This is a genomic window from Tropicimonas isoalkanivorans (assembly GCF_900112335.1).
In the GTDB taxonomy this organism is placed as follows: Bacteria; Pseudomonadota; Alphaproteobacteria; order Rhodobacterales; family Rhodobacteraceae; genus Tropicimonas; species Tropicimonas isoalkanivorans.
Window position 1 is genome coordinate 172,219 of the sequence record NZ_FOLG01000004.1, and the last position, 24,732, is coordinate 196,950.

The 24,732-nt window shown below is 66.7% G+C and carries 24 protein-coding genes; 13 read left to right on the top strand and 11 right to left on the bottom strand.

Going from position 1 to position 24,732, the window contains the following annotated elements; all coding sequences use genetic code 11:
- Positions 1-54 precede the first annotated feature (54 nt).
- Both BM075_RS09805 and BM075_RS09810 read right to left on the bottom strand, forming a co-directional pair.
- Complete coding sequence (locus BM075_RS09805; RefSeq protein ID WP_093360498.1) at positions 55-237, bottom strand: hypothetical protein; 183 nt, start codon at positions 235-237, stop codon at positions 55-57.
- A gap of 235 nt (positions 238-472) precedes the next feature.
- A complete protein-coding gene (locus BM075_RS09810; protein ID WP_093360499.1) occupies positions 473-667 on the bottom strand; it encodes a Flp family type IVb pilin in 195 nt (64 codons plus the stop codon).
- 334 nt (positions 668-1,001) lie between these two features.
- Here BM075_RS09810 and BM075_RS09815 point away from each other — a divergent pair, with 334 nt between their 5' ends.
- Positions 1,002-1,916 (top strand): lytic transglycosylase domain-containing protein, encoded by a 915-nt coding sequence (locus tag BM075_RS09815; RefSeq protein ID WP_093360500.1) that lies wholly within the window; start codon positions 1,002-1,004, stop codon positions 1,914-1,916.
- Between the two features lie 38 nt (positions 1,917-1,954).
- On the opposite strand, the gene BM075_RS09820 is transcribed toward BM075_RS09815, so the two are convergent.
- The 6 genes from BM075_RS09820 to BM075_RS09845 form a co-directional block, all read right to left on the bottom strand.
- Positions 1,955-2,704, bottom strand: coding sequence for an SDR family NAD(P)-dependent oxidoreductase (locus tag BM075_RS09820; RefSeq protein ID WP_093360501.1), 750 nt, complete (start codon positions 2,702-2,704; stop codon positions 1,955-1,957).
- On the bottom strand, positions 2,701-4,008 hold the full coding sequence (locus BM075_RS09825; protein ID WP_093360502.1) for an FAD-binding oxidoreductase: 1,308 nt from the start codon (positions 4,006-4,008) through the stop codon (positions 2,701-2,703). Before BM075_RS09825 ends, BM075_RS09820 begins: the two co-directional genes overlap by 4 nt.
- Positions 3,989-5,002: a lysylphosphatidylglycerol synthase transmembrane domain-containing protein gene (locus BM075_RS09830; RefSeq protein WP_093360503.1), complete on the bottom strand. Its 1,014-nt coding sequence runs from the start codon at positions 5,000-5,002 to the stop codon at positions 3,989-3,991. The genes BM075_RS09825 and BM075_RS09830 overlap by 20 nt, the downstream gene beginning before the upstream one ends.
- A gap of 205 nt (positions 5,003-5,207) precedes the next feature.
- Positions 5,208-5,834, bottom strand: coding sequence for a CoA transferase subunit B (locus BM075_RS09835; protein WP_093360504.1), 627 nt, complete (start codon positions 5,832-5,834; stop codon positions 5,208-5,210).
- Positions 5,834-6,538, bottom strand: a complete 705-nt coding sequence (locus tag BM075_RS09840) for a CoA transferase subunit A (RefSeq protein WP_093360505.1) — start codon at positions 6,536-6,538, stop codon at positions 5,834-5,836. The genes BM075_RS09835 and BM075_RS09840 overlap by 1 nt, the downstream gene beginning before the upstream one ends.
- A gap of 96 nt (positions 6,539-6,634) precedes the next feature.
- Positions 6,635-8,032 (bottom strand): aminotransferase-like domain-containing protein, encoded by a 1,398-nt coding sequence (locus BM075_RS09845; RefSeq protein ID WP_281244931.1) that lies wholly within the window; start codon positions 8,030-8,032, stop codon positions 6,635-6,637.
- Between the two features lie 88 nt (positions 8,033-8,120).
- On the opposite strand from BM075_RS09845, the gene BM075_RS09850 reads away from it, so the two are divergent.
- Positions 8,121-8,354 carry a DUF1127 domain-containing protein gene (locus BM075_RS09850; protein WP_093360506.1) on the top strand — a complete coding sequence of 78 codons (234 nt, stop codon included), beginning with the start codon at positions 8,121-8,123 and terminating at the stop codon, positions 8,352-8,354.
- 45 nt (positions 8,355-8,399) lie between these two features.
- Here the strand turns inward: BM075_RS09850 and topA are convergent, their stop codons facing one another.
- From topA to tldD, 3 genes are all read right to left on the bottom strand, one after another.
- On the bottom strand, positions 8,400-11,168 hold the full coding sequence (topA, locus tag BM075_RS09855; protein WP_093360507.1) for a type I DNA topoisomerase: 2,769 nt from the start codon (positions 11,166-11,168) through the stop codon (positions 8,400-8,402).
- Between the two features lie 124 nt (positions 11,169-11,292).
- Positions 11,293-12,474 carry a DNA-processing protein DprA gene (dprA, locus tag BM075_RS09860; protein ID WP_093360508.1) on the bottom strand — a complete coding sequence of 394 codons (1,182 nt, stop codon included), beginning with the start codon at positions 12,472-12,474 and terminating at the stop codon, positions 11,293-11,295.
- Between the two features lie 160 nt (positions 12,475-12,634).
- On the bottom strand, positions 12,635-14,092 hold the full coding sequence (tldD, locus tag BM075_RS09865; RefSeq protein ID WP_093360509.1) for a metalloprotease TldD: 1,458 nt from the start codon (positions 14,090-14,092) through the stop codon (positions 12,635-12,637).
- A 163-nt stretch (positions 14,093-14,255) separates the two neighbouring features.
- On the opposite strand from tldD, the gene coxB reads away from it, so the two are divergent.
- The 11 genes from coxB (at position 14,256) to BM075_RS09915 (ending at position 24,304) form a co-directional block, all read left to right on the top strand.
- On the top strand, positions 14,256-15,152 hold the full coding sequence (gene coxB, locus BM075_RS09870) for a cytochrome c oxidase subunit II (protein ID WP_093360510.1): 897 nt from the start codon (positions 14,256-14,258) through the stop codon (positions 15,150-15,152).
- Positions 15,153-15,181: 29 nt separating this feature from the next.
- Complete coding sequence (gene cyoE / locus BM075_RS09875; protein ID WP_093360511.1) at positions 15,182-16,126, top strand: heme o synthase; 945 nt, start codon at positions 15,182-15,184, stop codon at positions 16,124-16,126.
- A complete protein-coding gene (locus BM075_RS24415) occupies positions 16,123-16,293 on the top strand; it encodes a hypothetical protein (protein ID WP_177208308.1) in 171 nt (56 codons plus the stop codon). Before cyoE ends, BM075_RS24415 begins: the two co-directional genes overlap by 4 nt.
- On the top strand, positions 16,293-16,862 hold the full coding sequence (locus BM075_RS09880) for a cytochrome c oxidase assembly protein (protein ID WP_093360512.1): 570 nt from the start codon (positions 16,293-16,295) through the stop codon (positions 16,860-16,862). Before BM075_RS24415 ends, BM075_RS09880 begins: the two co-directional genes overlap by 1 nt.
- A gap of 18 nt (positions 16,863-16,880) precedes the next feature.
- Entirely contained in the window at positions 16,881-17,687 is an 807-nt protein-coding gene (locus tag BM075_RS09885) for a cytochrome c oxidase subunit 3 (protein WP_093360513.1), read from the top strand.
- Positions 17,688-17,785: 98 nt separating this feature from the next.
- A complete protein-coding gene (locus tag BM075_RS09890) occupies positions 17,786-18,460 on the top strand; it encodes an SURF1 family protein (protein ID WP_093360514.1) in 675 nt (224 codons plus the stop codon).
- A gap of 125 nt (positions 18,461-18,585) precedes the next feature.
- The gene (gene thrC, locus BM075_RS09895; protein WP_093360515.1) at positions 18,586-19,974 is read left to right on the top strand and encodes a threonine synthase; all 1,389 of its coding nucleotides are present in this window, start codon (positions 18,586-18,588) and stop codon (positions 19,972-19,974) included.
- Positions 19,971-21,233 carry a M16 family metallopeptidase gene (locus BM075_RS09900; RefSeq protein ID WP_093360516.1) on the top strand — a complete coding sequence of 421 codons (1,263 nt, stop codon included), beginning with the start codon at positions 19,971-19,973 and terminating at the stop codon, positions 21,231-21,233. The genes thrC and BM075_RS09900 overlap by 4 nt, the downstream gene beginning before the upstream one ends.
- Positions 21,233-21,817: a GNAT family N-acetyltransferase gene (locus BM075_RS09905; protein WP_093360517.1), complete on the top strand. Its 585-nt coding sequence runs from the start codon at positions 21,233-21,235 to the stop codon at positions 21,815-21,817. The genes BM075_RS09900 and BM075_RS09905 overlap by 1 nt, the downstream gene beginning before the upstream one ends.
- A 169-nt stretch (positions 21,818-21,986) precedes the next feature.
- Positions 21,987-22,826 carry an MBL fold metallo-hydrolase gene (locus BM075_RS09910; protein WP_093360518.1) on the top strand — a complete coding sequence of 280 codons (840 nt, stop codon included), beginning with the start codon at positions 21,987-21,989 and terminating at the stop codon, positions 22,824-22,826.
- Between the two features lie 62 nt (positions 22,827-22,888).
- On the top strand, positions 22,889-24,304 hold the full coding sequence (locus tag BM075_RS09915; protein WP_093360519.1) for an FAD-binding oxidoreductase: 1,416 nt from the start codon (positions 22,889-22,891) through the stop codon (positions 24,302-24,304).
- Positions 24,305-24,732: the final 428 nt, after the last annotated feature.

A 24,732-nucleotide genomic window follows, 5' to 3' on the forward strand; every position in this document is an offset into this window, starting at 1 on the left:
TTGATCGGGGCCAGGGGGTTCGACTGTGGCTCAGGGGGAGCGGTTCGGGACCGGTCACTCGGAAATCTGCGAGTCCGACACCACCGGCGGCACTTGGCTTGCCTGGTGGCCATCGCCGCCGAGAAACATGCTGGTGGCCCCCAGGGCCAGGGCAACGGCACCGGCCGTGAGCACGATCCAGTCCAGTGTCACCGATCCAGTGTTCTCGCCGGGCAGATCTTCGGTCGATCGGACCATTACTGAGCTCCTGTTCCTTGGTGGTGGCTGACGGCGGTGGGCCCCTCGCGGCCGGGGCGTCTTACGTGTCGCGCAGCAATGTGACGAAATCGGGGGCGAGAGCAGGACGAAGACCTGACTTTTGAAAAATGTGCCCCGGGTCGCTGGCTTTTTTAAAAATGCTTGTGAAAACGCGAAAGTCGCGCCCACCAAATGGACGCGACTCTCGATCCGAACTGTCCGGGTGTTCGGACTATCAGAAGGTCGTCTTGATCGTCTGGGCGCTGAGGCTGGTGTCGATCTTTTTGGAGACGTTTTCCACGCCACCGGAAACGGCTGCCAGCACGGCGATGCCGAGGCCAACGATGGCGGCGGTCAGCACGACCCAGTCAACGGTCACGGCGCCGTCTTCGTCGTTGCGGAAGGTCTTGATCAGATTGAAGAGTTTCATCGGTACACTCCGAAAGGTGGTTTCGCTCAGTTCTCGCCGTTCGGATCGCTGTGAGCCAGCCTCTCTTATGGCTCGCTCTCCGGTTGGCATGGGTACAATAAGCCTGTGGATTGGGGCGAGACTTTGGCGCCTATCGTTCCTTGTTGGTACATTGCCGGGTTTTCGTGAACGACGGATGCCGCAATGATTCAATTGGCCTGCAAGTCGGGTCCTATCGCTGTGGCCGGTACGCGCAACTCTTAAAAAATGCTGCACAGAATCAGGGCTTGCGCTGGAGTCGCGGCCGTTCATCTGCGATTCTGCAAAAAACAATCATACCGAGCAGGACACATCCATGGCTTTCATTTCCCGTGCCGGCGGATGGGCGGCGATCATTGCGGCGGTGGCGGTCTGCGCGCCCGCGGCGGCCGAGGGCATTCCTCCGGAGAAGGATTTCACCTTCAAACGGGTCAAGGTCGGCGCGCCGACGGCCGTGGGGCGGCGTATTCTCGTGCAGATCGACCCGCAGGAACAGGCGCGCCTGCTCGAACTCAACCCCGCCATTCCGCCGAAGCCCGACGTGCCTTGGCCGACGGAGCCCGGCGCTGAGGGGGCGCCCGGTGCGGAGGCAGATGGCGCGCCAGCAACGGTCGCGTCCTCCTACGACTGGTATTGGGACCTGATTTCGCCCAACCTGGCGGATGGCTCCTCGGGACGCATGGAGACCGCGCTGGCGGCGCTGCGGAACGGGCCGAACGGAACAGCGGTGCGCGCACCGCGGCTGGCCGCGTTGCAGGCCATCGCCGACGAGCACGGGGCCGCCATCCTGAAGGCCACCGTCAACACGAAGGTCTCGCCTGCGCTCGCACTGGCGGTGATCGGCGTGGAAAGCGCGGGGCGGGCGGATGCCGTCAGTTCGGCCGGGGCAAGCGGACTGATGCAGCTCATGCCGGCCACCGCCGACCGATTCGGCGTGGCAGACCGCGCTGACCCGACTCAGAACATCGAGGGGGGCGTGGCCTATCTCGACTGGCTGTTGAAGCACTTCCAACGCGATCCGCTCCTGGCGCTGGCCGGCTACAACGCCGGCGAGAACGCGGTGCGCAAGCACCACGGCATCCCGCCCTACGCGGAGACGCGCGACTACGTGCCGAAGGTTCTGGCGGCGTGGAACGTGGCCAAGGGGCTGTGCCTGTCGCCGCCGCAGCTCGTCTCCGACGGTTGCGTCTTCCGCACCAGCCAGCAGACGGCTGCGCGCGTGGTGGACTGAAGGGGCCGCCCCGAAGCGCGTCTTGCACCGGGCGCGGGTCAGATCGACATCTTCTTGAAGATCGGTTCGGGAATGGCCCGGATGATGGTCATGATGTAGCGCCAGAAGAACGGCGTATAGATAATGTTCTTGCGCTTCCGCTCGGCCTTCAGAATGGCGTCCGCCACGGCCTCGGGCGGGGCGACGAGGAACATTCCGTCCAGCCCCCAGGTCATCGCCGTGTCGACGAAGCCCGGTTTCACTGTAACCGCGTGCGCGCCGGACCGGGTGAGGCGGTTGCGCAAGCCCGACATATAGGTGTGAAACCCGGCCTTGGCGGCGCCGTAGACGTAGTTTCCCACACGCCCCCTATCACCCGCGACGGAGCCGACCCCGACGATGGTGCCGCTGCCCCGCTCCTCCAGCATCGGCGCCAGAGCATGAATGAGGCGGGCGGGGCCGGTGAAGCTGTCGGTCACGACGCTGTCGATGAGGGACGGGTCCGAATCGATCAGGGCCTGCTCCGGCATGGAGCCGACGAAGACGGCGGCGTTGAGCGTGCCCTCGGCGGCGGCCATACGGGAGAGAATGGGCTCGAACGTGGCCGAATCGCGGGCGTCGAACCGTATCGGCTCCGCCCAGGCCGCGCCCCGATGCCGGCAGTCGGCGGCGGTGGCCTCCAGGTCGTCCATGTCGCGGCCGGCGAGCAGCAGGGCCGCCCCTCGCGCCGCCAGTTTGCGCGAGAGCGCACGGGCCATGGACGAGGTCGCCCCCAGGATCAACCAGCATTCCTGTCGTGTCTCGGTCATTGAATCGTCCTCAACGCCAGCCGCCGAACGAGGTCGGTCTCGTACGCACCTTCCGGGTCTCGCGCGTTGACAAGTTCCGCCCAGGCCACGCGGTCGGGATACATGCGGTCCATCTGCTCCGGCTGCGCAAAGGCGTCCTTGGCGAGGTAGACACGGCCACCGGCCTCGTCGGCCATCGCGATCAGGCGGCGGATCATGCCGGGGGCTTCCTCGCGGGCCGGAAAATCGATGGCGAGCGTATAGCCCTCTGCCGGGAAGGACATCATGCCGGCCCGGCCGGGACCCATGCGCTTGAGCACTGCGAGAGGCGAGGCGAGGCCGGAGGCCGCCACCGCCGCCAGCATGTCGCGCAGGACGTCGCGCTCTGCGAGCGGCACCACGCACTGGAACTGGTGGAAGCCGCGTTTGCCGTAAAGGCGGTTCCAGTCGTAAATCTTGTCGAGGGGGAAGAAGAAATCCTCCATCGGCTTGACCACCGTGCGGCCGCGCTCGGGAATTCGCCGGTAATAGGCCGCGTTGAACCCGCGCACGACGGTTCCGGCCAGAGCAAAGGGTGGCGCGTCGAAAGGCACGGTCCGCCCCCGTTTTGCCGGCGGGACAAGGCCGGCGCCGTTTTCCGCCTCTTCCAGGATGCCGCGCCCAAGGCTTGCTCCCGACGCCGTCGCGTCAATCCATCCGACGGTGTAGGGCGCCTCCGAGACGTCCAGCAGGGAGAGATAGGTGTCCAGATCCGGCACGCGCCGTTCGGTGACCATCATCACCGGGCCCTTGATCCGCTGCATTTGCAGGCGCGCGGACCCGATGGGGCCGGTCTGCCCAATGCCGCCGACCGTCGCTTCGAAGAGCGGCTCCCCGGGGTGCACCTCGCTGCGGCCGTCCGGCTGGTGCAGGGTGAGGGAGGCGACATGCTGGCCGAAACTGCCCGCGTGGTGGTGGTTCTTGCCGTGGACGTCCATTCCGATCGCGCCGCCCACGGTGGCAAAGCCTGTGCCGGGAAGGACGGTGGGGAGCCAGCCGCGCGGGGCGAACAGGCGGACGATCTCGCTCAACTGGCAGCCGGCTTCGGCATCGAGCACGCCGGTGTCCGGATCGAAGCTCAGAATGCGGTCCAGCCGATCGGTCAGCACAGTGCGGCCGTGGCTGTTGAGGCAGGCGTCGGCATAGGACCGGCGCTGGCCGATGGCGGGGCAGGGGGAGTCGGCGGCGATCCGGTCCAGCGCGGAGGCCCGCTCCGGCCGGGCAAATTCGCCACGGGTCCGGTAGACCCGGCCCCATCCCCAGGCGTCAGTGGTTTTCCAGGTCATGCGCAGCCCTTTTCGACTGCCGTTCCGCCACGGGGAACAGCAGGAGCCCCAAGAGGATCGCGAACCAGAGGGTTGTCAACCGGATCACGGCGGTCGTGGGGACGGAAATTTCCAGTGGGACGCCCTGCAACTGCAGGAGCGCGATCATGGCTGCCTCCGCCCCGCCCATGCCGCCGGGGGCGCCGGTCAGTCCGCCGGCCAGGGTGGAGAAGACGAAGATGCCGATGGCGGTCCAAAGGCCCACATCCGCGCCCATCCAGCTGAGGAGGAGGAAGAACGCGACACCCTCCGCCAGCCAACCGGCCGCGCCCAGTGTCAGCGCGGCGGTCAGGGCGCCGGGGCTGGAGAAGGCGCGCAGTGCGCGGGCGGATTGGCGGAGCCGGCCGAAGGTGCGGGGCCACCGCCCGAGGGTCCGGTAGGCGCGCGTCACGCACCACGCGAGCAGGCGGGGGTGCGTGGCGACGTATGCCGCCGCCAGGGCCAGCAGGAGGACGGGGAGTGCCCCGGTGAGACCGATGGTGGAAAAGGTGACGGCGATGCCGAGCAGGATCGCCATGGCCGCGAGGTCGGCGGCGCGGTCCATCAGGACGAGTGGCGCGGTGCGCTCCGGCTCCCAGCCGGTCTCCCGCCGAATCCAGCGCAGACGGATCAGTTCGCCGACCCGGCCCGGCGTAACGGTCATGGCAAACCCGCCGACGAAGTGGCGCAGGCTCTGAGACATGGTCGTGCGCAGGCCGAGCGTGCGGGTGAAGAGGTGCCAGCGGACAGCGCGCAACAGGTAATTGACGAGCGACAACATCAGCAGGAGGCCGACCTGCGCCACTGTCAGAACGGCGAGCTGTGCAAGGCTTTCGTGCCATCCCGTCGCCGCGGCGAGGGTGCCGAGGCCAAGCAGGAACAGGCCCAGAAGCCCCGCCGCGATCACGCCGTCGCGCAGCCGGCTCGGTGGAGCGGCTGTAGCTGCGGGGGGTGTCGTGCTCGTTGCCTGTGTCATTGGCGCCCGTGTAGCAACCGATTGGGGCGGCAATATGGAATTGTTTCCAATGGAACCGGGTGCGGCGGCGCGGTGTGAAACCCGCTGGCCGGGGGCGGTCTGATCGCTTCACCCGCTGGGCCCGTACCGCCAGTGCACTGGCGGCACGGGAGATCATGGGAGCGTTCCTGTGTGTGGACGAGCCGCCACCGGAAACGCGGCCTCGTCAGACGACGGTGGCCTCCGTCGCGGCAACGATTTCCTCGCGCGTTACGCCGGGGGCGAGTTCCTGAACGTGCAGGCCACGGTGCGTCACGTCCAGCACGCCGAGGTTGGTGATGATCCGGTCGACCACGCCCTTGCCGGTGAGCGGCAGGGTGCAGCGGTGGAGTACCTTGCTCTCGCCCTTCTTGTTGGTGTGGTCCATCACGACGACCACGCGGCCGACGCCCGCGACGAGGTCCATCGCGCCGCCCATGCCCTTCACCAGCTTGCCGGGGATCATCCAGTTCGCCAGGTCGCCGTTCTCCGCCACTTCCATCGCGCCGAGGATTGCCATGGCGATCTTGCCGCCGCGAATCATGCCGAAGCTGGTCGCGCTGTCGAAATAGGCGGTCTTGGGCAGTTCGGTGATCGTCTGCTTGCCGGCGTTGATGAGGTCCGGGTCCTCCTCGCCCTCATAGGGGAAGGGTCCCATGCCGAGCATGCCGTTTTCGGACTGAAGCGTCACCTCGACGCCCTCGGGGATGTAGTTGGCCACGAGCGTCGGGATGCCGATGCCGAGGTTGACGTACATGCCGTCTTCGAGTTCCTGCGCCGCCCGCGCGGCCATCTGGTTACGGTCCCAGGGCATTATGCGTCTTCCTTCTTGCGGGTGGTGCGCTGTTCGATGCGCTTTTCGTGCTCGCCCTGAATCAGGCGGTGGACGAAGATGCCAGGCAGGTGAATATTGTCCGGGTCGAGCGAGCCGGTCGGCACGATTTCCTCGACTTCCACGATGCAGACCTTGCCGCACATGGCCGCCGGCGGATTGAAGTTGCGGGCGGTCTTGCGGAAGATGAGGTTGCCGGTCGGGTCCGCTTTCCACGCTTTCACGATGGAAATGTCGGCGAAGATGCCCTCTTCGAGGATGTAGGTCTCGCCGTTGAAGTCCTTGTGCTCCTTGCCTTCGGCCACGACGGTGCCGACGCCGGTGCGGGTGTAGAACCCCGGAATGCCGCAGCCCGCCGCGCGCATGCGTTCTGCCAGCGTGCCTTGCGGGTTGAATTCAAGCTCCAGCTCTCCCGAGAGGTATTGGCGCATGAACTCCGCGTTTTCGCCGACGTAGGACGACAACATCTTCTTGATCTGCCGGGTATCGAGCAGCTTGCCAAGGCCGAAGCCGTCGACGCCGCAGTTGTTCGACGCCACGGTCAGATCCTTGACGCCGCTTTCCACGATCGCGTCGATCAGCAGTTCCGGTATGCCGCAGAGGCCGAAGCCGCCCGCAGCGATCAGCATCCCGTCGTGCAAGAGCCCGTCCAGCGCCTCGGTGGCGCTGTCATATACTTTGTCCATCAAGAACCTCCCGTAATCCCTTCAAGTCGGAAGTTGTGCCGACAGGCGGCACGCGTGTCAAACGAATGCTGCAACGCGGCGCCACTATCGCCTGAGTCAGGCCGAGATCGCCTCGGGCGGATTGTCCAGGAGTTCGCGCAGGGTGGTCATGGCGGCCTCGAAGCGCTCCATCGGGATCTGCCCGTTGACCGCGATGCGGATGCAATGCGGCGCGCGGTCCTCGCGGAGGGTAAATTCCTCGGCGGACCTGATCTGGATCCCATGGCGTTCCGCGGCGAGCACGAATTCGGCGGCCCGCCAGCCGCGGGGGAGGGGGAGCCAGAGGAACGGCACGTCCTCGCGCCAGGTAATTTCATGCCTGCCCAGGGCATTCACTGCGGTCCGAATGTAGTCGCCCACCCGGTCGCGGACCTGCCCGGCGATCCGCCGGGTCTCCGGGTTGCCGAGGATGAGGCGCGCCATTTCGGCCAGGGGGCGGGCGAGGCCGAAGAACCCGTATTCGGCGGCGCGGCGCAGGTCGGCATACCGCCCCTCCGCGGCAACCGCGAAGCCGATGCGTAGCGCCGGCGTGATCGTCTTGGAAATGGAGGAGACATACCAGGCGCCTCCCGGCCAGAGCGCGCGGTAGCTGGGCGCGCGCGCAGGGCCGATGCGGTAGCAATCATCCTCCAGGATCTGCACGCCACCGGCGCGCTTGCAGGCCGCAACGATCTCCTCCCGTCGCTCCAGCGGCGTGTGGAGGCCGGTTGGATTGTGGACTTCGGCCGAGGTGCAGAGCATCTGCGCGCCGGTCCGCCGGGCGATCCGTTCGAGCTCTTCCGGGATCAGTCCCCGCTCGTCGGAGGGCACGCCGGCGACTTCAATCCGCAGCACCTCTGCGGCGCGCCGGAAGCCGGCATAGGAAAGCTCCTCGACCAGTATCACCGGCTGCGCCCCGCTGACGGCGGCTTGCAGGACCAGCGAAATAGCGCTCTGCCCGCCATGGCTGAGCACGACGTCCTTATGCCCGACCGGGCCCAGGGAGACATCCGAGAGCCAGTCGATCACCGCCTCGCGGGCGGGCCGGAACCCTTCGCGGTTGGGGTATTCGACCAGATCCTCCTGTGGCCCCTCCGCCACGGCGCGCAACGCGTGCCGGATAGCGGCGACCTGGCCCATGTCCGGCAATGTCGGGCTGTAAAGGTTGATGTTGCCTGAGTCCTTCGGAAGCTTCCGGGTCCAGACATCGTCGGCGACGTTTCGAAACTTCGGCGCAACGAAGGTGCCGCGCCCCACGACGGCCTCCAGCCGGCCGGCGTCAGTCAGGATCGAATAGGCGCGCGCGACCGTGCCTGGGGTCACGCCGAGCGCCCAGGCGAGCTGCCGGACCGGGGGAAGCTGGTGGCCGACGGGCAGGGTGCCCTTGTCCATCTCGGCGGTCAGGTGATCCGCCAGCGCCTTGTACTTGGCCCGGCCGTCGAGCTGAACGCCCTCCGCCCATTTTGTATCCGACACAATACTCTCCTAGACCGGGGTACATTCCGAATGTATCCATTTTTGTATCGCATAATTTAAAATTGTGTCAATACAATAGGAGACTCCCATGGCACAGTTCTCGCCCCCCTCCGACCCCAGGCTGGAAAGCCTGAGTGCCCGTCCATCGCTGCCGCTTCTGGCCGATCTCGCGCTCTGGGTGGCGACAGCCGTGGTCAAATGGGATTGTCGACAGCGATCGCGCCGCGCGTTGGCGCGGCTTTCGCCGGAGCACCTGAAGGATATCGGGATCACGCCGGACATGGCGGATCACGAGGTCAGAAAGCCCTTCTGGATCCCCTGAATACGAAAGCGCCGGGCGATTTGCCCGGCGCAGTCGTCTCTTGGATCATTTGCCCGCGTCGTCGCCTTCGGCCTTCGCGGCGGCCTTCTTGGCCGGTGCCTTTTTCCCCGAGGTCTTCTTGGCGGTGGACTTCTTCGCGGCCGGCTTGTTGGCCGCGGTCTTCTTGGCCGGCGTCTTCTTCGCCGTGGATTTGCGGCCCTTGCCCTTCTTGGCCGCCTTCTCAGCGATCAACTCCAACGCCTGTTCCATCGTGACCGATTGCGGCTCCGTGTCCTTGGGCAGGGTCGCGTTGATCTTTTCCCATTTCACGTAAGGCCCATAGCGGCCTTCCATGATGTTGATCGGTCCGCCGTCCGGGTGCTCGCCGAGTTCCTTCAACGGTTTCGCCGCCGCGCCACGACCGCCGCGGGCGGCCTTCTGCGCCAGCACCTCGACCGCGCGGTTCATGCCGATCTCGAACACCTCGTCCACGTTCGGCAAGTTCGCATAGACCTTGCCATGCCGGACGTAGGGGCCGAAGCGCCCGATGGCTGCCTCGATCATCTCGCCATCCTCGGGGTGCGGGCCGATCTGGCGGGGCAGGCTCAGAAGCGTCAGCGCCTTTTCGAGGTCCATCGCGTCGGCCGACCACGTCTTGGGCAGGCTCGCGCGCGGCGGCTTGGGGGTTTCCTCGGTGGCATCTCCGCGTTGGACATAGGGCCCGAAACGGCCGTCCCGCAGGGTGATCTTGTCGTCGCCGTCATAGCCCAGCAGCTTGCCGTCGGGGCCGATGCCCGAGTCCTCCGTACCCGGCGGTCCGAAGGGGCGGGTGTAGCGGCATTCGGGGTAGTTCGAGCACCCGATGAAGGCGCCGCCCGAACGCGCCGTCCGCATCGACAGCCGACCGTTGCCGCAGACCGGGCAGGCCCGCGGGTCGCTGCCGTCGGCGGTGGGGGGGAAGAGGTGCGGCTCCAGCACCTCGTTGATCTTCTCCAGCACGTCGGTGATGCGGAGCTCCGACGTCTCGGCGATAGCGGCGGAGAAATCGCGCCAGAAACGCGCCAGAACGTCCTTGTAGTCCGCCTCTCCCGCGGACACGTGGTCGAGCTCTTCCTCCAGCCCGGCGGTGAAATCGTATCCCACGTATTTGCGGAAGTAGTTCATGAGGAAGGCGATCACGAGCCGCCCCTTGTCCTCGGGGATCAGGCGGTTCTTGTCCTTCCGCACGTAGCCGCGGTCCTGGATGGTCGTCACGATCGAGGCATAGGTGGAGGGCCGGCCGATGCCGAGTTCCTCCATCCGTTTCACCAGCGTCGCCTCGGTGTAGCGCGGCGGCGGCTGGGTGAAATGCTGTAGGCCGAGCACGGCGCCGTCCGACGAAAGCAGGGCCGCGCCGTTGGACTGGATGTCCCCTTTGGACGAAGGGGCGCTCTCGACCACGTCGTCGCCATCGGTCTTCGCACCTGCCTTGGCGAACTCCTCCTGCAAGCCGTCGGCCGCGGGTTTCGCGGGTTCGCCCTGCATGATCGAGGGCAGCCGGCGGTCGTCATCATCCCCGCCGACGTCGTCGCGGCCTTCCTCGTAGACCTTCAGGAACCCGTCGAACAGCACGACCTGTCCAGTGGCGCGCAGGCCCACCTGACCGTCGTCGCTGGCGATCTCCACCGTGGTCCGCTCCAGCCGGGCGGCGGCCATCTGGCTTGCCAGTGTCCGTTTCCAGATCAGGTCGTAGAGCTTGCGCTGGTCGGCCTCCGAAATGCGCAGGCTGCCGGCGTCGCGGGTCATGTCCGTGGGGCGGATACATTCGTGCGCTTCCTGCGCGTTCTTGGCCTTGTTTTTGTACATGCGCGGGCTGTTGGGAACGTATTTCTCCCCGTAGCGCGCCTTGATCGCGTCGCGGGCGGCCATCACGGCCTCCGGCGCCATGTCGATGCCGTCGGTCCGCATGTAGGTGATGAGCCCCGCCTCGTAGAGACGCTGCGCGGCGTTCATCGTCTGGCGCGCGCCCATGCCGAACTTGCGGCTTGCCTCTTGTTGCAGGGTGGAGGTCATGAAGGGCGCGGAGGGGTTCCGGGTGGCGGGCTTGGCCTCCACCCCGGTGACGGAGAGCGCGCGGGAGGTGATCGCCTGCACCGCCAGTTCGGCCGCCGTCTCGTTGGCGAGGTCGAACTTGTCGAGTTTCTTGCCCGCGAGCGTCGTCAGGCGTGCCTCGAAGCGCTGGCCACGCGGAGTTTCGAGCAGCGCCTTGACCGACCAGTATTCCTGCGGCTTGAACGCCTCGATCTCCATCTCGCGCTCGACGATCAGGCGCAGGCAGACCGACTGGACCCGCCCGGCGGACTTCGAGCCCGGCAGCTTGCGCCAGAGAACTGGGGAGAGGTTGAAGCCGACGAGGTAGTCCAGCGCCCGGCGGGCGAGGTAGGCCTCCACCAGCGGCTGGTCGACCTGGCGCGGTGATTTCATCGCCTCGGTGACGGCGCTCTTGGTGATCGCGTTGAAGACGACGCGCCGGACGTCCGTGTCTTTCCTGATGGCGCGGCGTTTGCGGAGCGTCTCTTCAAGGTGCCAGCTGATGGCCTCTCCCTCGCGGTCGGGGTCGGTTGCGAGGATCAGGGCGTTGTCGTCTTTCAGGGCGTCGGCAATGGCCTTCACATGCTTGCGAGAGTCGTTCGCGACCTCCCAGGTCATTTCGAATTCGTGATCCGTATCGACCGATCCGTCCTTGGGCGGCAAGTCGCGGACGTGGCCGTAGGAGGCCAGAACAACGTAATCGTCGCCCAGATATTTGTTGATTGTCTTGGCCTTGGCAGGCGATTCGACGACGACGACGGGCATTCGGAAAACTTTCGGAATAGGTGCGTTCGACTGGCGCGGGAACATGTGGTCGCGACGAGGGCTTGTCAATGCACCGGTGCAGCGGCGTTCTGACCGAGCGCCCTTCGGCCGTGGACGGCGCCCCTCAAACGGCGCGCGTCAGCAGGCCACCGGGCTGCCGGACGACGGCCCCGTCCATTTCCAACGACAGCAGGTGCTCGGCGACCGCGGGCCCAGGAAGGGAGAGGTCGCGCAGGAGCTGGTCCTCCGCGAGGGGCGTCGGGCCGAGGAGGGACAGGATCCGCGCGCGGACGGCTTCAGTGCGCCCATGCTTGGAGGGTGTCGCGGCGGGCGGCGGCGACAGGAACAGGGGCGGCTGGGGTGCGGAGGGGCGACGGATCTGACGCGCGGGGGTTTGTCCTCCGGTGGCAGCGCGCGGCTGTTCGATGGTCCCGAGCGCTTCAAGGACGTCGCCCGCGCTCCGCACCAGCGGCGCTCCGTCGCGGATCAGCAGGTTGCAGCCGGAGGCGCGGGCGTCGAACGGATGGCCGGGCACCGCCAGCACGTCCCGGCCCTGATCGAGGGCGTCGCGGGCGGTGATCAGGCTGCCGGACTTCGCGGCGGCTTCGACCACGACGACAGCGCGGGAGATCCCGGAGATGATCCGGTTGCGGCGCGGAAAGTGGCGCGCCTGCGGCCGCATGCCGGGCGGCATTTCCGACAGGATCAGGCCGCGCTCCGCGATCTGATGCGTCAGGTCCGTGTTCTCACGCGGGTAGATCACATCCACACCCCCGGCGACGACGGCAACGGTGCCGGTTGGCAGGGCGGCCGTGTGCACCTCCGCGTCGATGCCACGTGCGAGGCCGGAGGCGATGACCAGCCCGGCCTCCCCGAGACCGGCCGCGAGGACCCGGGCCATGCGGCGCCCGATGCTTGAGGCGTTACGGGCGCCCACGAGGGCCACCGTTGCCCGTGAGGTCAGCGCGACCTCTCCCCGTGCCCAGAGCATCGGTGGCGCATCGGGAAGCTCCGACAGGGCGGGGGGATAGGCGGGATGGCCGATGAAGAGCGGCGTGGCGCCGGCGCGGCGTCCGGCCGCCAATTCCCGTTCGACCACGTCAATGGGGCAGGGGGCGTAACGCGCAACGCCCGCGGCGGCGGCGATCTGGGGCAGGGCCGCGAGAGCGGCGTCGGCATCGCCCGCGTGTTCGGCCATCAGGCGGTAGAAGGTGGAGGGACCCACGCGGTGGGAGCGCAAGAGACGAAGCCAGGTCAGTCGGGCGCCGTCCGTGGTGGGTGGTGCGAGGGAGGGTGGGGAAGACATCAGGTCCAGACCGTCGCCGTTTCGTCTCTTGCTGCATCATCGCTAGGGCGAAACGGTTAAGCGGCCGTAAATGCCGCCCGGTGGGCGACACTTTACAGTGGAGGGCAGGCGGGCGCTGAGGCGCAGTACCACCCGCCAGAGCGGCGGATGCGCCGCGGTGTCAGCCGGTCGCGGCGCCTCCGACGGTCAGCCCGCCGATCCGCAGGGTGGGCTGGCCCACGCACACCGGAACCCACTGGCCCGCCTTGCCGCAGTTGCCGATGCCGGGATCGAGCGCCATGTCGTTGCCGATGGCGGTGATTCGCTGCAGCGCCGTGGGGCCGTCCCCGATCAGCGTCGCACCCTTGACCGGCGCGCCGACCTTTCCGTCCTTCACGCGGTAGGCCTCCGTGCAGGAAAAGACGAATTTGCCATTCGTGATATCGACCTGCCCGCCACCGAAGCCGACGGCGTAGAGGCCGTCCTTCAGATCCGCGAGGATCTCGGCGGGGTTTGCGTCGCCGCCCAGCATGTAGGTGTTGGTCATTCGCGGCATCGGGGCGTGGGCATAACTCTCGCGCCGGCCGTTTCCGGTTGCGGACACGCCGGACAGCCGGGCGTTCTGCCGGTCCTGCATGAAGCCCACGAGCACACCGTCCTCGATCAGGACGTTGCGGCGCGAGGGCGTGCCCTCGTCGTCCACGGTGATCGAGCCGCGGCGGTCCGGAATGGTGCCGTCGTCCAGAACGGTCACGCCGGGGGCGGCGATGCGCTGGCCCATGAGGCCTGCGAAGGCGGAGCTTCCCTTGCGATTGGCGTCGCCCTCCAGCCCGTGACCGATGGCCTCGTGCAGCAGGATGCCAGGCCAGCCCGGGCCAAGCACGACGTCCATCACCCCGGCGGGCGCGGGCTGAGCCTCCAGGTTGACCAGGGCGATCCGCAGTGCCTCGCGGGTGACGCCCTCCCAGTGGGCGCGGTCGAGCAGCCCATCGAGGCCTGCACGCCCGCCGCCGCCCATCCCGCCCTGTTCGCGCCGCCCGTCCTGCTCCACGATCACGCTCACGTTCAGGCGGGTCATCGGGCGGCTGTCCGCGACGATCGACCCGTCCGGGCGCAGGATCGTCACCTCCTGCAGGGACGCGGCGACAGTCGCCGAGACCTGAATGACGCGCGGGTCGAGATCCCGGGCGAAGGCGTCGATCTCGCGGAGGGTCTCGATCTTCACGGGGAAGGTCGCGTCGCCGATGGGATTTTCGTCCGAGTAGAGGCGCCGGTTCGTCGGCACCGGCCCGTCCGCCAGGGTGCCGCCGCCGTCGCCGACGGCCAGGCGCGCGGTCTTGGCGGCCCGCTTCAGTGCCGCTTCGCTGATCTCGGTGGAATGGGCGTACCCGGCCGTCTCGCCGCGCACGGCGCGCAGCCCGAAGCCTTCGGACGCGTCGTAGCTCGCCGTCTTCAGCCGCCCGTCGTCGAAGACCAGCGCCTCCGACCGCCGCCGCTCCAGGAAGATCTCGCCGTCGTCGGCCCCGTGGGTGGCATCGCGCAGGATGGCGAGCGCTGAGTCCTTATCGAGAAGCGTCTCGAACGGGCGGAAAGGTGCATTTTCGGTCGAGGTCAAGGCGCGTCTCCCGCAGATCGACATATTCACAGATGACTTGTTGACCCAAATCACCGGCTTGTGCAGATTTTGGTAATATGGTCTCTAGACCGGAGGACACAACGGGCTCTTTTCGCCCGGAGGCTTCGGCCGCCAGGGAGGGGACCCGTCTCGGCTTCGGCCGAGTAGCGAACGGGACATGATATTGATGCGAATTTCGACGCTAAAAAGCGGCCTTTCGGCTGCCTTTGCCGGTCTGACCTTGGCTGGCGGCGCCCTTGCACAGGAGTCGACGGACGGGCTCGAGGTCATCGGAGCACCGACTCGGGGCGGCATCGGCTTCCAGCCGGCCGTGACGGAGCTTTCCCGGGACATCCACTGGCTCGACGGGATGCTCCTCTACATCATCACCGCGATCTGCCTGTTCGTGCTCGCGCTCGTGCTGCTCGCCTTTGTCCGGTTCAACCGCGGCCGAAATCCCGAACCCGCGCGCTTCACCCACAATTCGCCGCTCGAGATCGCCTGGACGATCGTGCCCATCGTGATCCTGATCTTCATCGGCTCGTTCTCGCTGCCGGTGCTGTTCAAGCAGCAGATCATCCCGGAGGGCGACGTCACCATCAAGGCGATCGGCAACCAGTGGTACTGGAGCTACGAATACCCCGACCACGAGTTCACCTTCGACAGCTACATGATTGGCTCGGCCTCGGACAACAAGCTGACGCCGGAAGTGGAAGCGCAGTTGCAGGAAGCCGGCTACAAGAAAGAGCATTTCCTGCTGGCGACAGATACCGCCATGGTCGTTCCCGTGAACAAGACCATCGTGGTTCAGGTTACCGCGGCGGATGTGATCCACTCCTGGACGATCCCGGCCTTCGGGGTGAAGCAGGATGCCGTGCCGGGCCGCCTGGCGGAGCTGTGGTTCAAGCCGGAGAAGGAAGGGATCTACTTCGGCCAATGCTCGGAACTCTGCGGGATCTCCCACGCCTACATGCCGATCACGGTGAAGGTGGTGAGCCAGGAGGCCTACGATGCCTGGCTTGACGGCGCGATCGAGGAATACGCCGGCAAACCGCGCACCCTCGACGTCGCTTCGGCCGAGTGATCGCGCGTTTCGTCAGCCGCAGGTAACAGATGTCCGACACCAGCGTTCATAGCATTCCCGGGACCACCGAGCCGGAGTTGAGGGACTACTTCGCCCTGCTCAAACCGCGGGTTATGTCGCTCGTCGTCTTCACGGCGCTTGTCGGGCTGCTCGTTGCGCCCATCCCTGTCCACCCGTTCCTCATCTTCACCTCGGTGCTCTTTATCGCCATCGGTGGCGGCGCATCGGGAGCGCTGAACATGTGGTGGGACGCGGACATCGACCGGATCATGCGGCGCACCCGAAAGCGCCCCATCCCGGCTGGACGGGTTAGCGAGGGCGAGGCGCTCGGGCTCGGCATCGCGCTTTCCGGGCTGTCGGTGATGATGCTGGCGCTGTCGGCGAACCTCGTCGCAGCCGGCCTGCTGGCCTTCACCATCTTCTTCTACGTCGTGATCTACTCGATGCTTCTGAAGCGGTGGACACCGCAGAACATCGTCATCGGCGGCGCCGCCGGGGCGTTCCCGCCGATGATCGGCTGGGCGGTGGCAACGGGGGGCGTCTCCGTCGAATCGCTGCTCATGTTCATGCTGATCTTCATCTGGACGCCGCCGCATTTCTGGTCGCTCGCGCTTTTCATGAACAGTGATTACGACGACGCCGGCGTGCCCATGTTGACCGTGACCCACGGAAACGACGCGACCCGGACGCACATCCTGGCCTACACGGTGCTGCTCGCGGCCGCGTCCCTTGCGCTCGCGTTCACGCCGATCGGCGGACCGGTGTACCTGGTCACGGCGCTTGTTCTGAACGCGCGTTTCCTGCACGGGGCCTGGCGCGTCTACCGCCGTACGACGGAGGCGGCGACCGCCGATGCCTACGGCGTCGAGAAGCGCTTCTTCAAACTCTCGCTGTGGTACCTTTTCCTGCACTTCACCGCGCTTCTGGCGGACGCCTTCCTGCGCGCTATCGGCCTCTTCGGAGGTGCGGCATGATCCGGGCGACGCATGAACTGCACGAGCGGCGCAAGGGCCGTAATTTCGGACTCGGGCTGATCCTGTTCGTCTTCGTCGGCATCGTCTTCGGCATGACCATCGTCAAGATGGGCAACGGCGAGGACGTGCTGGGTACCGGCATGGTCTCGCAGGAGGCCGCGCAGTGATGTTTCCCCGTCTCCAGGGCCCGAAGCGCACGCTCGCGCTGACCGTTGGGGTCGTCGTGCTGATGGGCTCGCTTGCCTGGGCCTCGGTGCCGCTCTACGACATGTTCTGCCGGGTCACCGGCTACGGCGGCACGACGAACACGGCCGATGCAGGCTCCGACGTCATCCTCGATCAGACCATCAAGGTCCGCTTCGACGGCTCCCTCGACCGCGACATGCCGTGGGAGTTCAAGCCCCTTCAACGCGAGATGGAAATCCGCCTGGGCGAAACGGGTCTGGCCTTCTACGAGGCGCACAATCCGACTGATCGGCCCGTTGCAGGGCAGGCAAGCTACAACGTCGCGCCATTCGACGCCGGGAGCTACTTCACCAAGATCGACTGCTTCTGCTTCACCGAACAGGTGCTGCAGCCCGGCGAGACGGTGCAGATGCCGGTCAGCTTCTACGTCGACCCCGAAATCCTAGAGGACCGGGACGCGAATTTCATTCACCGCATCACCCTTTCCTACACCTTCCACGAGATTGACCTGCCCGAAGAGCAGGCGGCGCTCATGATCGCCGACGACTAACGCGCGAGGGACACCTGCATGGCTCACGAAAAGAACCACGACTACCACATCCTCCAGCCCTCGATCTGGCCCTTCATGGGGGCGGTGGGCGCCTTCGTGATGCTGTTCGGCGCAGTCATGTGGATGCACGAGATCACGCCGTTCATTTTCTGGATCGGCTTCGTGGTCGTGCTCTACACGATGTACGCCTGGTGGTCCGAGACCATCGTCGAGGAAAAGGAGGGCGACCACACCCCGGTCGTCCGCATCGGCCTGCGCTACGGCTTCATCCTTTTCATCATGTCCGAGGTGATGTTCTTCGCGGCATGGTTCTGGTCCTTCTTCAAGCACGCGATGTACCCGATGGACCCCGACGGCCTGAGCCCGCGCGTGCAGGGCGTCTGGCCTCCGGAGGGAATCCAGACGTTCGATCCCTGGCACCTGCCGCTCATCAACACGCTGATCCTGCTGTGCTCCGGTGCCGCCGCGACCTGGGCCCACCACGCGCTGGTGCACGAGAACAACCGCAAGGACATGGCCCACGGCCTGCTGCTGGCCTGCGTGCTCGGCCTGCTCTTCACCTTCTTCCAGGCCTACGAGTACAGCCACGCCGCCTTCGGCTTCGCAGGCAACATCTACGGCGCCAACTTCTTCATGGCGACCGGCTTCCACGGCGCCCACGTCATCATCGGAACGATCTTCCTCTTCGTGTGCTACCTGCGGGTGCGTGCGGGCCACTTCACGCCAGACAGCCACATCGGCTTCGAGGCGGCCGCCTGGTACTGGCACTTCGTGGACGTGGTCTGGCTCTTCCTCTTCACGTCCATTTACATCTGGGGAAGCTGAGCAAAGAGCTTTCTTGCCTCCGGCGGGGGTATTTGATCCAACAAGAAGCGGGGCGCGGCGCAGGCTGCGCCCCGTGGCCATTTACGGGAGAGCGAGGGATGAGACGCTATCTGGCGCCGCTGCTGATCGGGCTGGGCGGTGCGGCTGTCCTGATCTGGCTGGGGGTGTGGCAAGTACACAGATTGGAATGGAAAACGGCGATTCTCGCCGAGATCGACAGCCGAATCTCGGCCGCTCCGGTCGACCTGCCCCCGGTGCCCGACCCCGAGGCAGATCGCTACCTGCCAGTGCGTGTCGCTGGCCGTACCGGCGCGCGGGAGTTGCACGTTCTGGTCTCCACGCGGGCGCGCGGCGCGGGCTTCCGGATCATTGTCCCCTTCCAGACGGACGGTGGGCGGCGGATCCTTCTCGACCGAGGCTTCGTGCCGATCGACGAAAAGGAGGCCCCGCGGCCGCCGACACGGCTCGAGGTCACCGGGAACCTGTACTGGCCGGACGAGCGCGACCGCTTCACGCCGGACGACGACCGGGCAGCAAACTACTGGTTTGCGCGCGACGTCGATGTCATGGCCGACGTCTTCGGGACGGAGCCCGTTCTCGTCATCGCTCGGGGGACGACCGGAGATGATACCTCCGTTTCCCCGCTGCCGCTCGACACCTCCGGCATCCCCAACGACCATCTCGGCTACGCCGTGACGTGGTTCGGACTCGCGGCTGTCTGGTTGGGGATGACAGGGCTGCAACTCTGGCGTATCTCACGCCGGACACTCTGAACCTCAGGCACGAAGAGAGCCGTCCCGGCTTCTTGTGTCCAAAAAATATCCCCGCCGGAGGCTCCCGCAGGCGCAATCTGTGCACCGCCGGGCGGCAATGCTCCGAAAGTCACGAGAAAGGCGCCATGAAATACATCTCGACCCGCGGTCAGGCCCCTGTTCTGTCCTTCGAGGAGGCCATGCTCACCGGGCTGGCCCGCGATGGCGGTCTCTACGTGCCGGAGACCATTCCCACCTGCAACGGGGCGGAGATCGCGGCCCTTGGCGGTTTGCCCTATGAGGAGGTTGCCTTCCGGGTCATGTATCCGTTCGTGGGGGAGAGCTTTTCGGAGGCCGACCTTCGGGGCGCCATCGGGCGTGCGTACGAGGGCTTCGGACACGTCGCCCGCGCACCGCTGGCCCAGCTCGGGCCGAACCATTTCCTGCTGGAGCTGTTCCACGGGCCGACGCTGGCCTTCAAGGACTTCGCCATGCAGCTGATCGGCCAGCTTTTCGAGATGGCGCTCACGCGGCGCGGCGAGCGGGTGACGATCGTCGGCGCCACCAGCGGCGACACGGGCTCTGCGGCCATCGAGGCGTTCCGCGGGCTGGATGCTGTGGACGTGTTCATCCTCTTTCCGCACGGCCGCGTCTCCGAAGTGCAGCGCCGGCAGATGACGACGCCCTCGGAGGCCAACGTGCATGCCCTCGCGCTTGACGGTCATTTCGACGACTGCCAAGCTCGTGTAAAGGACATGTTCAACGATTTCGGCTTCCGCGATTCCGTGGGGCTCGCCGGGGTGAACTCGATCAACTGGGCGCGGGTACTGGCGCAGGTCGTCTACTATTTCACCGCCGCCACCGCGCTCGGCGCGCCGCATCGGCCGGTGTCCTTCACTGTGCCGACGGGCAATTTCGGCGACATCTTCGCCGGCTACATCGCCCGGTCCATGGGACTGCCGATCGAGCACCTGGTGATCGCAACAAATCAGAACGACATCCTGCACCGGACGCTCTCCACTGGCGGCTACGTTACGTCGGGCGTGACGCCGTCGATCAGCCCGTCGATGGACATCCAGGTCAGTTCCAACTTCGAGCGCGCACTGTTCTATGCCTATGACCAAGAGGGCGCGGCGGTCGCGCAGCTTATGGACGAACTGAAGGGGCAGGGGGGCTTCAAGGTGAGCCAGGGGGCGCTGGAGGTGCTCCGGGAGACGTTCGCCTCCGGCCGTGCGTCGGAGGAGGAGACATCGGCCACCATCGCGCGGGTCTTTGCCGAAACCGGGCAGATCGTCTGCCCGCATACGGCCGTCGGTGTGAAGGTCGCCGAGGAGCATCTCGCCGGCGCGCCGATGATCACGCTGGCCACCGCCCACCCGGCGAAGTTCCCCGATGCCGTGGAGGCCGCCACCGGCGTCCGCCCGCCTCTTCCCAATCGGATGGCGGACCTGTATGAGCGTCCGGAGCGGGTCAGCCGGGTCGCCAACGACCTCACCGCCATCGAGGACCTGATACGAAAAGGGCGCGCCGCTTGAGCGTGAGACTGGACAGACTGTCGAACGGGCTGCGCATCGTCACCGAAACGATGCCGGGACTGGAGAGCGCTGCCGTGGGGCTCTGGGTGAACGCGGGCGGTCGGCACGAACGGGTCGAACAGAACGGGATCGCCCATTTCCTGGAGCACATGGCCTTCAAGGGCACCACCCGGCGCAGCGCGTTGCAGATCGCCGAGGAGATCGAGGATGTGGGCGGCTACATCAACGCCTACACCTCGCGCGAAACGACCGCCTATTACGCCCGCGTTCTGAAGGCGGACGTGCCGCTTGCGCTGGACGTGGTGGCCGACATCGTTCTCAACCCGATCTTCGAGCAAAACGAGATCGAGGTGGAGCGCGGCGTGATCCTGCAGGAGATCGGCCAGGCGCTGGACACGCCCGATGACGTGATCTTCGACTGGCTGCAGGAGGCATCCTATCCCAATCAGGCGCTCGGGCGGACGATCCTTGGCCCAACGGAGCGGGTCAGCCGGTTTTCCCGCGACGACCTGTCTGGCTTCGTGGGCGAGCACTACGGGCCCGGGCAGATGGTCCTGTCCGCCGCCGGTGCGATCGACCACGATCAGATCATGCGGCAGGCGGAGCGGCTGTTCGGCGACCTCCCAAGGGCGCAGCTCAGCACCCACGACGTCGCCGTGTTCCATGGCGGGGAGCGGCGGGAGTTGCGGGCGCTCGAACAGGTCCATTTTGCCTTCGCTCTCGAGGGTCCATGCTACTCGGACCCGGATGTGTACACCGCGCAGGTCTATGCCACGCTTCTGGGCGGGGGCATGTCTTCGCGGCTGTTTCAGGAAATCCGCGAGAAGCGGGGCCTGTGCTACTCCATCTTCGCGCAGGCGGGCGCCTATGCAGACACGGGGATGATGACCGTCTATGCCGGCACCTCGGGCGCCGACATTTCGCGCCTTGCCGACCTCACCATCGATGAACTGCGGCGTGTGGCCGACGATGTGTCGGAGGCCGAGGTGGCCCGGGCCCGTGCCCAGATGAAAGCGGGGCTGCTTATGGGCCTGGAGAGCCCGTCGGCCCGCGCCGAACGCCTCGCCCGGTTGGTGGCGATCTGGGACAGGGTGCCGCCGATCGCGGAGACCGTCGAACAGATCGAGGCCGTGGACCGTGCCGGCCTTGCGGATTTTGCCGCCTCCCTCGCCGGGAAGGGCACGGCTGCGCTCGCTCTCTACGGGCCGGCGGACCGCGCGCCCACGCTCCAGCAACTGCAGGAGAGGCTCGCGGCCTGATGCGGCTTGGCCGGAAAAAGGTGCGGATCGTCACGGATCGGATGCTCCTGCGGGCGCCGGTCCACGGCGACTTCCGGGCCTGGACGTCGCTGAGGCGGGATTCGCGTGGCTTTCTCCAGAAATGGGAGCCGGTCTGGGCGCCCGATCACCTGAGCCGCAAGGCCTTCACCAACCGGGTCTACTGGGCGCAGCGCTCGCTCACTGCCGGAACGGCGCTGCCGCTGTTCCTGGTCCGCAGCGAGGACGAGGCGCTGCTCGGGGCGATCACGCTGGACAACATTCGCCGCGGGCCGGCTCAGGCGGGCACGTTTGGCTACTGGATCGGCGAGCCCTTTGCCCGGCAGGGCTACATGCGGGAGGCCATCGTCGCGCTCACCCACCATGCCTTCACCGCGCTGGACCTGAGCCGCATCGAGGCCGCCTGCCTGCCGGAAAACGCCGCCTCCCGCGGATGCCTGGAAAAATGCGGCTTCAAGTACGAAGGCGTGGCGCAGAGCTACCTGCAGATCGCGGGGCGCTGGCGCAATCACGTGCTCTACTCAAACCTGCGGGCGGACCGGCGCGGGCGCACGCTCGTCGGTTGAAAAGAACGAAGGCCGGGGCGCTCCCGCCGGCCGGGATCGCATCGAAGATGCGCCCCCGCCCGTTGGGCCAAGCGCGCCTTCGGCGCGCGGGACATGACAAAGAGTTCATGGCACGCCTTCGGAAAACCGTGGCAGGATCGGCCAGAGATGTCGCCCACAGGAGACACCGATGCGCTTTTTGACCTGCCTAGCCGCCATTTTCGTCCTCACGACCGCCGCCAGCGCCCAGCAAGACCGGCGCCCGTCCCATTGCATCGCCCTCGTGGAGGGGACGCCGGGGCTGGAGGTGATCTGGCGGGCCGGGTATCGCGATCCCGTGCCGGAGGATAGTGTCAGGCTGAGCTATGTCGATCATTCGATGTACCTCATCCAGACCGAGGGCGGGCTCGATGTGGTCACAGATTACAACGGCTTCCTGGGGCCATCCGATTTGCTGCCCGACGTGGTGACCATGAACCATTCGCACAGCACCCACTGGACCAGCGCTCCTGATCCCGCCATTCCACATGTGCTGCAGGGGTGGGACGACCTGGGCGGGCCGGCGGCGCACCACCTGGACCTGGGCGAAATGCTGATCCGCAACGTGACCACCGACATTCGCGGCCGCTTCGGGGGCGGGGTGGAGCCCGACGGAAATTCCATCTTCATCTTCGAGACGACGGGGCTGTGCATCGGCCACCTTGGCCACCTGCACCACGAACCGACGCCCGAGCAATACGCGGCCATCGGACGGCTCGACGTGGTGATGGCGCCCATCGACGGCGGCATGACCCTGCCGCTGCCGGTGATGATCCGGGTGCTGCAGCAATTCCGCGCCTCGATCGTGCTGCCGATGCACTGGTTCTCGGGGAATTCGCTGGGAATCTTTCTCGACGGCATGGCGGAGGATTTCCGCATCGACCGGCGACAGGAGCGGTCTTTCGAAGTCTCCTTACGAACCCTTCCCAGCGAACCGACTGTCATTGTGCTTCAACCGCGCTTCCTCGGGTTCAACGACGACGGCCAGTAACCCCCGCTCAGCATCTTGCACCCCCCTGCGCCGCGTGCTTGATCGGCGCAGGAGGTACCAGAATGCTCAATCCGGTCACGCCGCAGATCGAAGACGCGTTGCGCGCGGCCTTGCCCGCCCGGGCGTTTCGCTCGCTGGAGCCGCGGTACCTGGAGGAACCGCGCGGCCGGTTTCGTGCGCAAGACGCCCTGCTGGTAGCCCCGGCCACCACCGAAGATGTGGCGCAGACGGTTCGGCTTGCGGCGGAGCACCGGGTGGGCGTCGTGCCTTACGGCGGCGGAACCGGGTTGGTCGGCGGGCAGGTGAGCGAGACGCTGGAGCGGCCGATCCTGTTGTCCCTGGAACGGATGACCCGGTTGCGCGGCACCTACCCGGCGGAGAACGTTCTGGTCGCGGAGGCGGGGATGATCCTGGCCAACGTCCAGCAGGCGGCGCGGGATGTGGAACGGATGTTCCCGCTGTCGCTGGCCTCGGAGGGGTCGGCGCAAATCGGCGGGCTGCTGGCGTCCAATGCGGGCGGGGTCAACGTTCTGCGCTACGGGAACGCGCGGGATCTGTGCCTCGGGATCGAGGCGGTACTGCCGGATGGATCGGTGCTGCACGGCCTGAAACGGCTGAGAAAGGACAACACGGGCTATGACCTGCGCAACCTGCTGATCGGGGCGGAGGGGACGCTGGGTGTCATCACGGCGGCCTCCCTGCGGCTCTATCCGCGCCCGGAGGTGAAGGGGGCGGCCTTCATGACAGTCAAGAACCCGGCGGCGGCGCTGGAGCTGCTGAACATGGCGCTGCGGCGCATCGGGGACTCTGTCTCCGCCTTCGAGCTGATCCACCGGATGGGGCTGGACTTCCTGCGGGAAAAGATGCCGGACGTGCGCCAGCCCTTCCGGGAGGCGCCGGACTGGCTCGTGCTGATCGGTGTCGGGCTGTCGGGGACGCCGTCGCCGGAGCCGGAGCTGGAGGGCCTCTTTGCGGAGGCGGTGGAGGCGGGGCTCGTGGAGGACGGGGTCGTGGCGCAGAGCGAGGCGCAGCGGCTGGAGTTCTGGCACGTGCGGGAGAGCATTCCGGAGGCGAACCGGCGGATCGGGGCGATCTCCTCCCACGACATTTCGGTGCCGATCTCGGCCGTGCCGGACTTCATCGTGAAGGGGGCGGAGGTCGTGGGGGCGTTCGGGGACGTCCGGATCAACTGCTTCGGCCACTTGGGCGATGGGAACCTCCACTACAACGTGTTCCCGGCTCCGGGCCGGCGGGCGGCGGAGTACGAGGATCTGCGCGGCGAGATCAAGCGGGCGGTGCACGACCTGGTGGCGAGCTTCGACGGGTCGGTGAGCGCGGAGCATGGGATCGGGCGGCTGAAGGTGGGGGACCTGGAACGGTACGGCGACCCGGCCAAGCTGGCGGCGATGCGGGCGATCAAGGCGGCGCTGGACCCGGCGGGCATCATGAACCCCGGCGCGGTGCTGCGGCAGGGGTGAGCGGCGGGCCGGACGTCCCACGGGTGGGACGGGGTGTCAGATCAGCCTTTCCAATGAGTTACGGGATCGCGTTCATCATTCGTCAAGACCTTGATCGGGGCTGGGCCGTGTGAGCCACGAGGTCCGGCCGTTGGCGATGGCCTCGGGGGTAGGTGCACCGGCCGCCAGGTGTTCGGCGTTGGGCGCGATGGGGGCGACGCGCGCCACGAGAATTCTCGGCGAGGTCGTTTTGGCAGACGGCGCTGCCGCCGTCTCATATCTTCCCGAGGCCGCTATCTGCGCAGAGCACACCATCGCGTGTGCAGATGGCTTCGCGGACGCTGCATATTTACCGCTGTAGTGAACGGCCCATTGCCGACCTTGGGACTGCGTGACAACGCCGCGGCGCAGCTTCACCGAAGCGGTCGTTCGCGCGTCGCGCAGCATTT

Coding starts and splice junctions, on each gene's coding strand:
- BM075_RS09885 (WP_093360513.1), top strand. CDS start 16,881: ATGGCTCACGAAAAGAACCACGACTACCACATCCTCCAGCCCTCGATC.
- BM075_RS09805 (WP_093360498.1), bottom strand. CDS start 237: ATGGTCCGATCGACCGAAGATCTGCCCGGCGAGAACACTGGATCGGTG.
- tldD (WP_093360509.1), bottom strand. CDS start 14,092: ATGTCGATCTGCGGGAGACGCGCCTTGACCTCGACCGAAAATGCACCT.
- dprA (WP_093360508.1), bottom strand. CDS start 12,474: ATGTCTTCCCCACCCTCCCTCGCACCACCCACCACGGACGGCGCCCGA.
- BM075_RS09835 (WP_093360504.1), bottom strand. CDS start 5,834: ATGCCCTGGGACCGTAACCAGATGGCCGCGCGGGCGGCGCAGGAACTC.
- BM075_RS24415 (WP_177208308.1), top strand. CDS start 16,123: ATGATCCGGGCGACGCATGAACTGCACGAGCGGCGCAAGGGCCGTAAT.
- cyoE (WP_093360511.1), top strand. CDS start 15,182: ATGTCCGACACCAGCGTTCATAGCATTCCCGGGACCACCGAGCCGGAG.
- BM075_RS09905 (WP_093360517.1), top strand. CDS start 21,233: ATGCGGCTTGGCCGGAAAAAGGTGCGGATCGTCACGGATCGGATGCTC.
- BM075_RS09815 (WP_093360500.1), top strand. CDS start 1,002: ATGGCTTTCATTTCCCGTGCCGGCGGATGGGCGGCGATCATTGCGGCG.
- BM075_RS09915 (WP_093360519.1), top strand. CDS start 22,889: ATGCTCAATCCGGTCACGCCGCAGATCGAAGACGCGTTGCGCGCGGCC.
- coxB (WP_093360510.1), top strand. CDS start 14,256: ATGCGAATTTCGACGCTAAAAAGCGGCCTTTCGGCTGCCTTTGCCGGT.
- topA (WP_093360507.1), bottom strand. CDS start 11,168: ATGCCCGTCGTCGTCGTCGAATCGCCTGCCAAGGCCAAGACAATCAAC.
- BM075_RS09890 (WP_093360514.1), top strand. CDS start 17,786: ATGAGACGCTATCTGGCGCCGCTGCTGATCGGGCTGGGCGGTGCGGCT.
- thrC (WP_093360515.1), top strand. CDS start 18,586: ATGAAATACATCTCGACCCGCGGTCAGGCCCCTGTTCTGTCCTTCGAG.
- BM075_RS09820 (WP_093360501.1), bottom strand. CDS start 2,704: ATGACCGAGACACGACAGGAATGCTGGTTGATCCTGGGGGCGACCTCG.
- BM075_RS09850 (WP_093360506.1), top strand. CDS start 8,121: ATGGCACAGTTCTCGCCCCCCTCCGACCCCAGGCTGGAAAGCCTGAGT.
- BM075_RS09825 (WP_093360502.1), bottom strand. CDS start 4,008: ATGACCTGGAAAACCACTGACGCCTGGGGATGGGGCCGGGTCTACCGG.
- BM075_RS09810 (WP_093360499.1), bottom strand. CDS start 667: ATGAAACTCTTCAATCTGATCAAGACCTTCCGCAACGACGAAGACGGC.
- BM075_RS09840 (WP_093360505.1), bottom strand. CDS start 6,538: ATGGACAAAGTATATGACAGCGCCACCGAGGCGCTGGACGGGCTCTTG.
- BM075_RS09910 (WP_093360518.1), top strand. CDS start 21,987: ATGCGCTTTTTGACCTGCCTAGCCGCCATTTTCGTCCTCACGACCGCC.
- BM075_RS09830 (WP_093360503.1), bottom strand. CDS start 5,002: ATGACACAGGCAACGAGCACGACACCCCCCGCAGCTACAGCCGCTCCA.
- BM075_RS09880 (WP_093360512.1), top strand. CDS start 16,293: ATGTTTCCCCGTCTCCAGGGCCCGAAGCGCACGCTCGCGCTGACCGTT.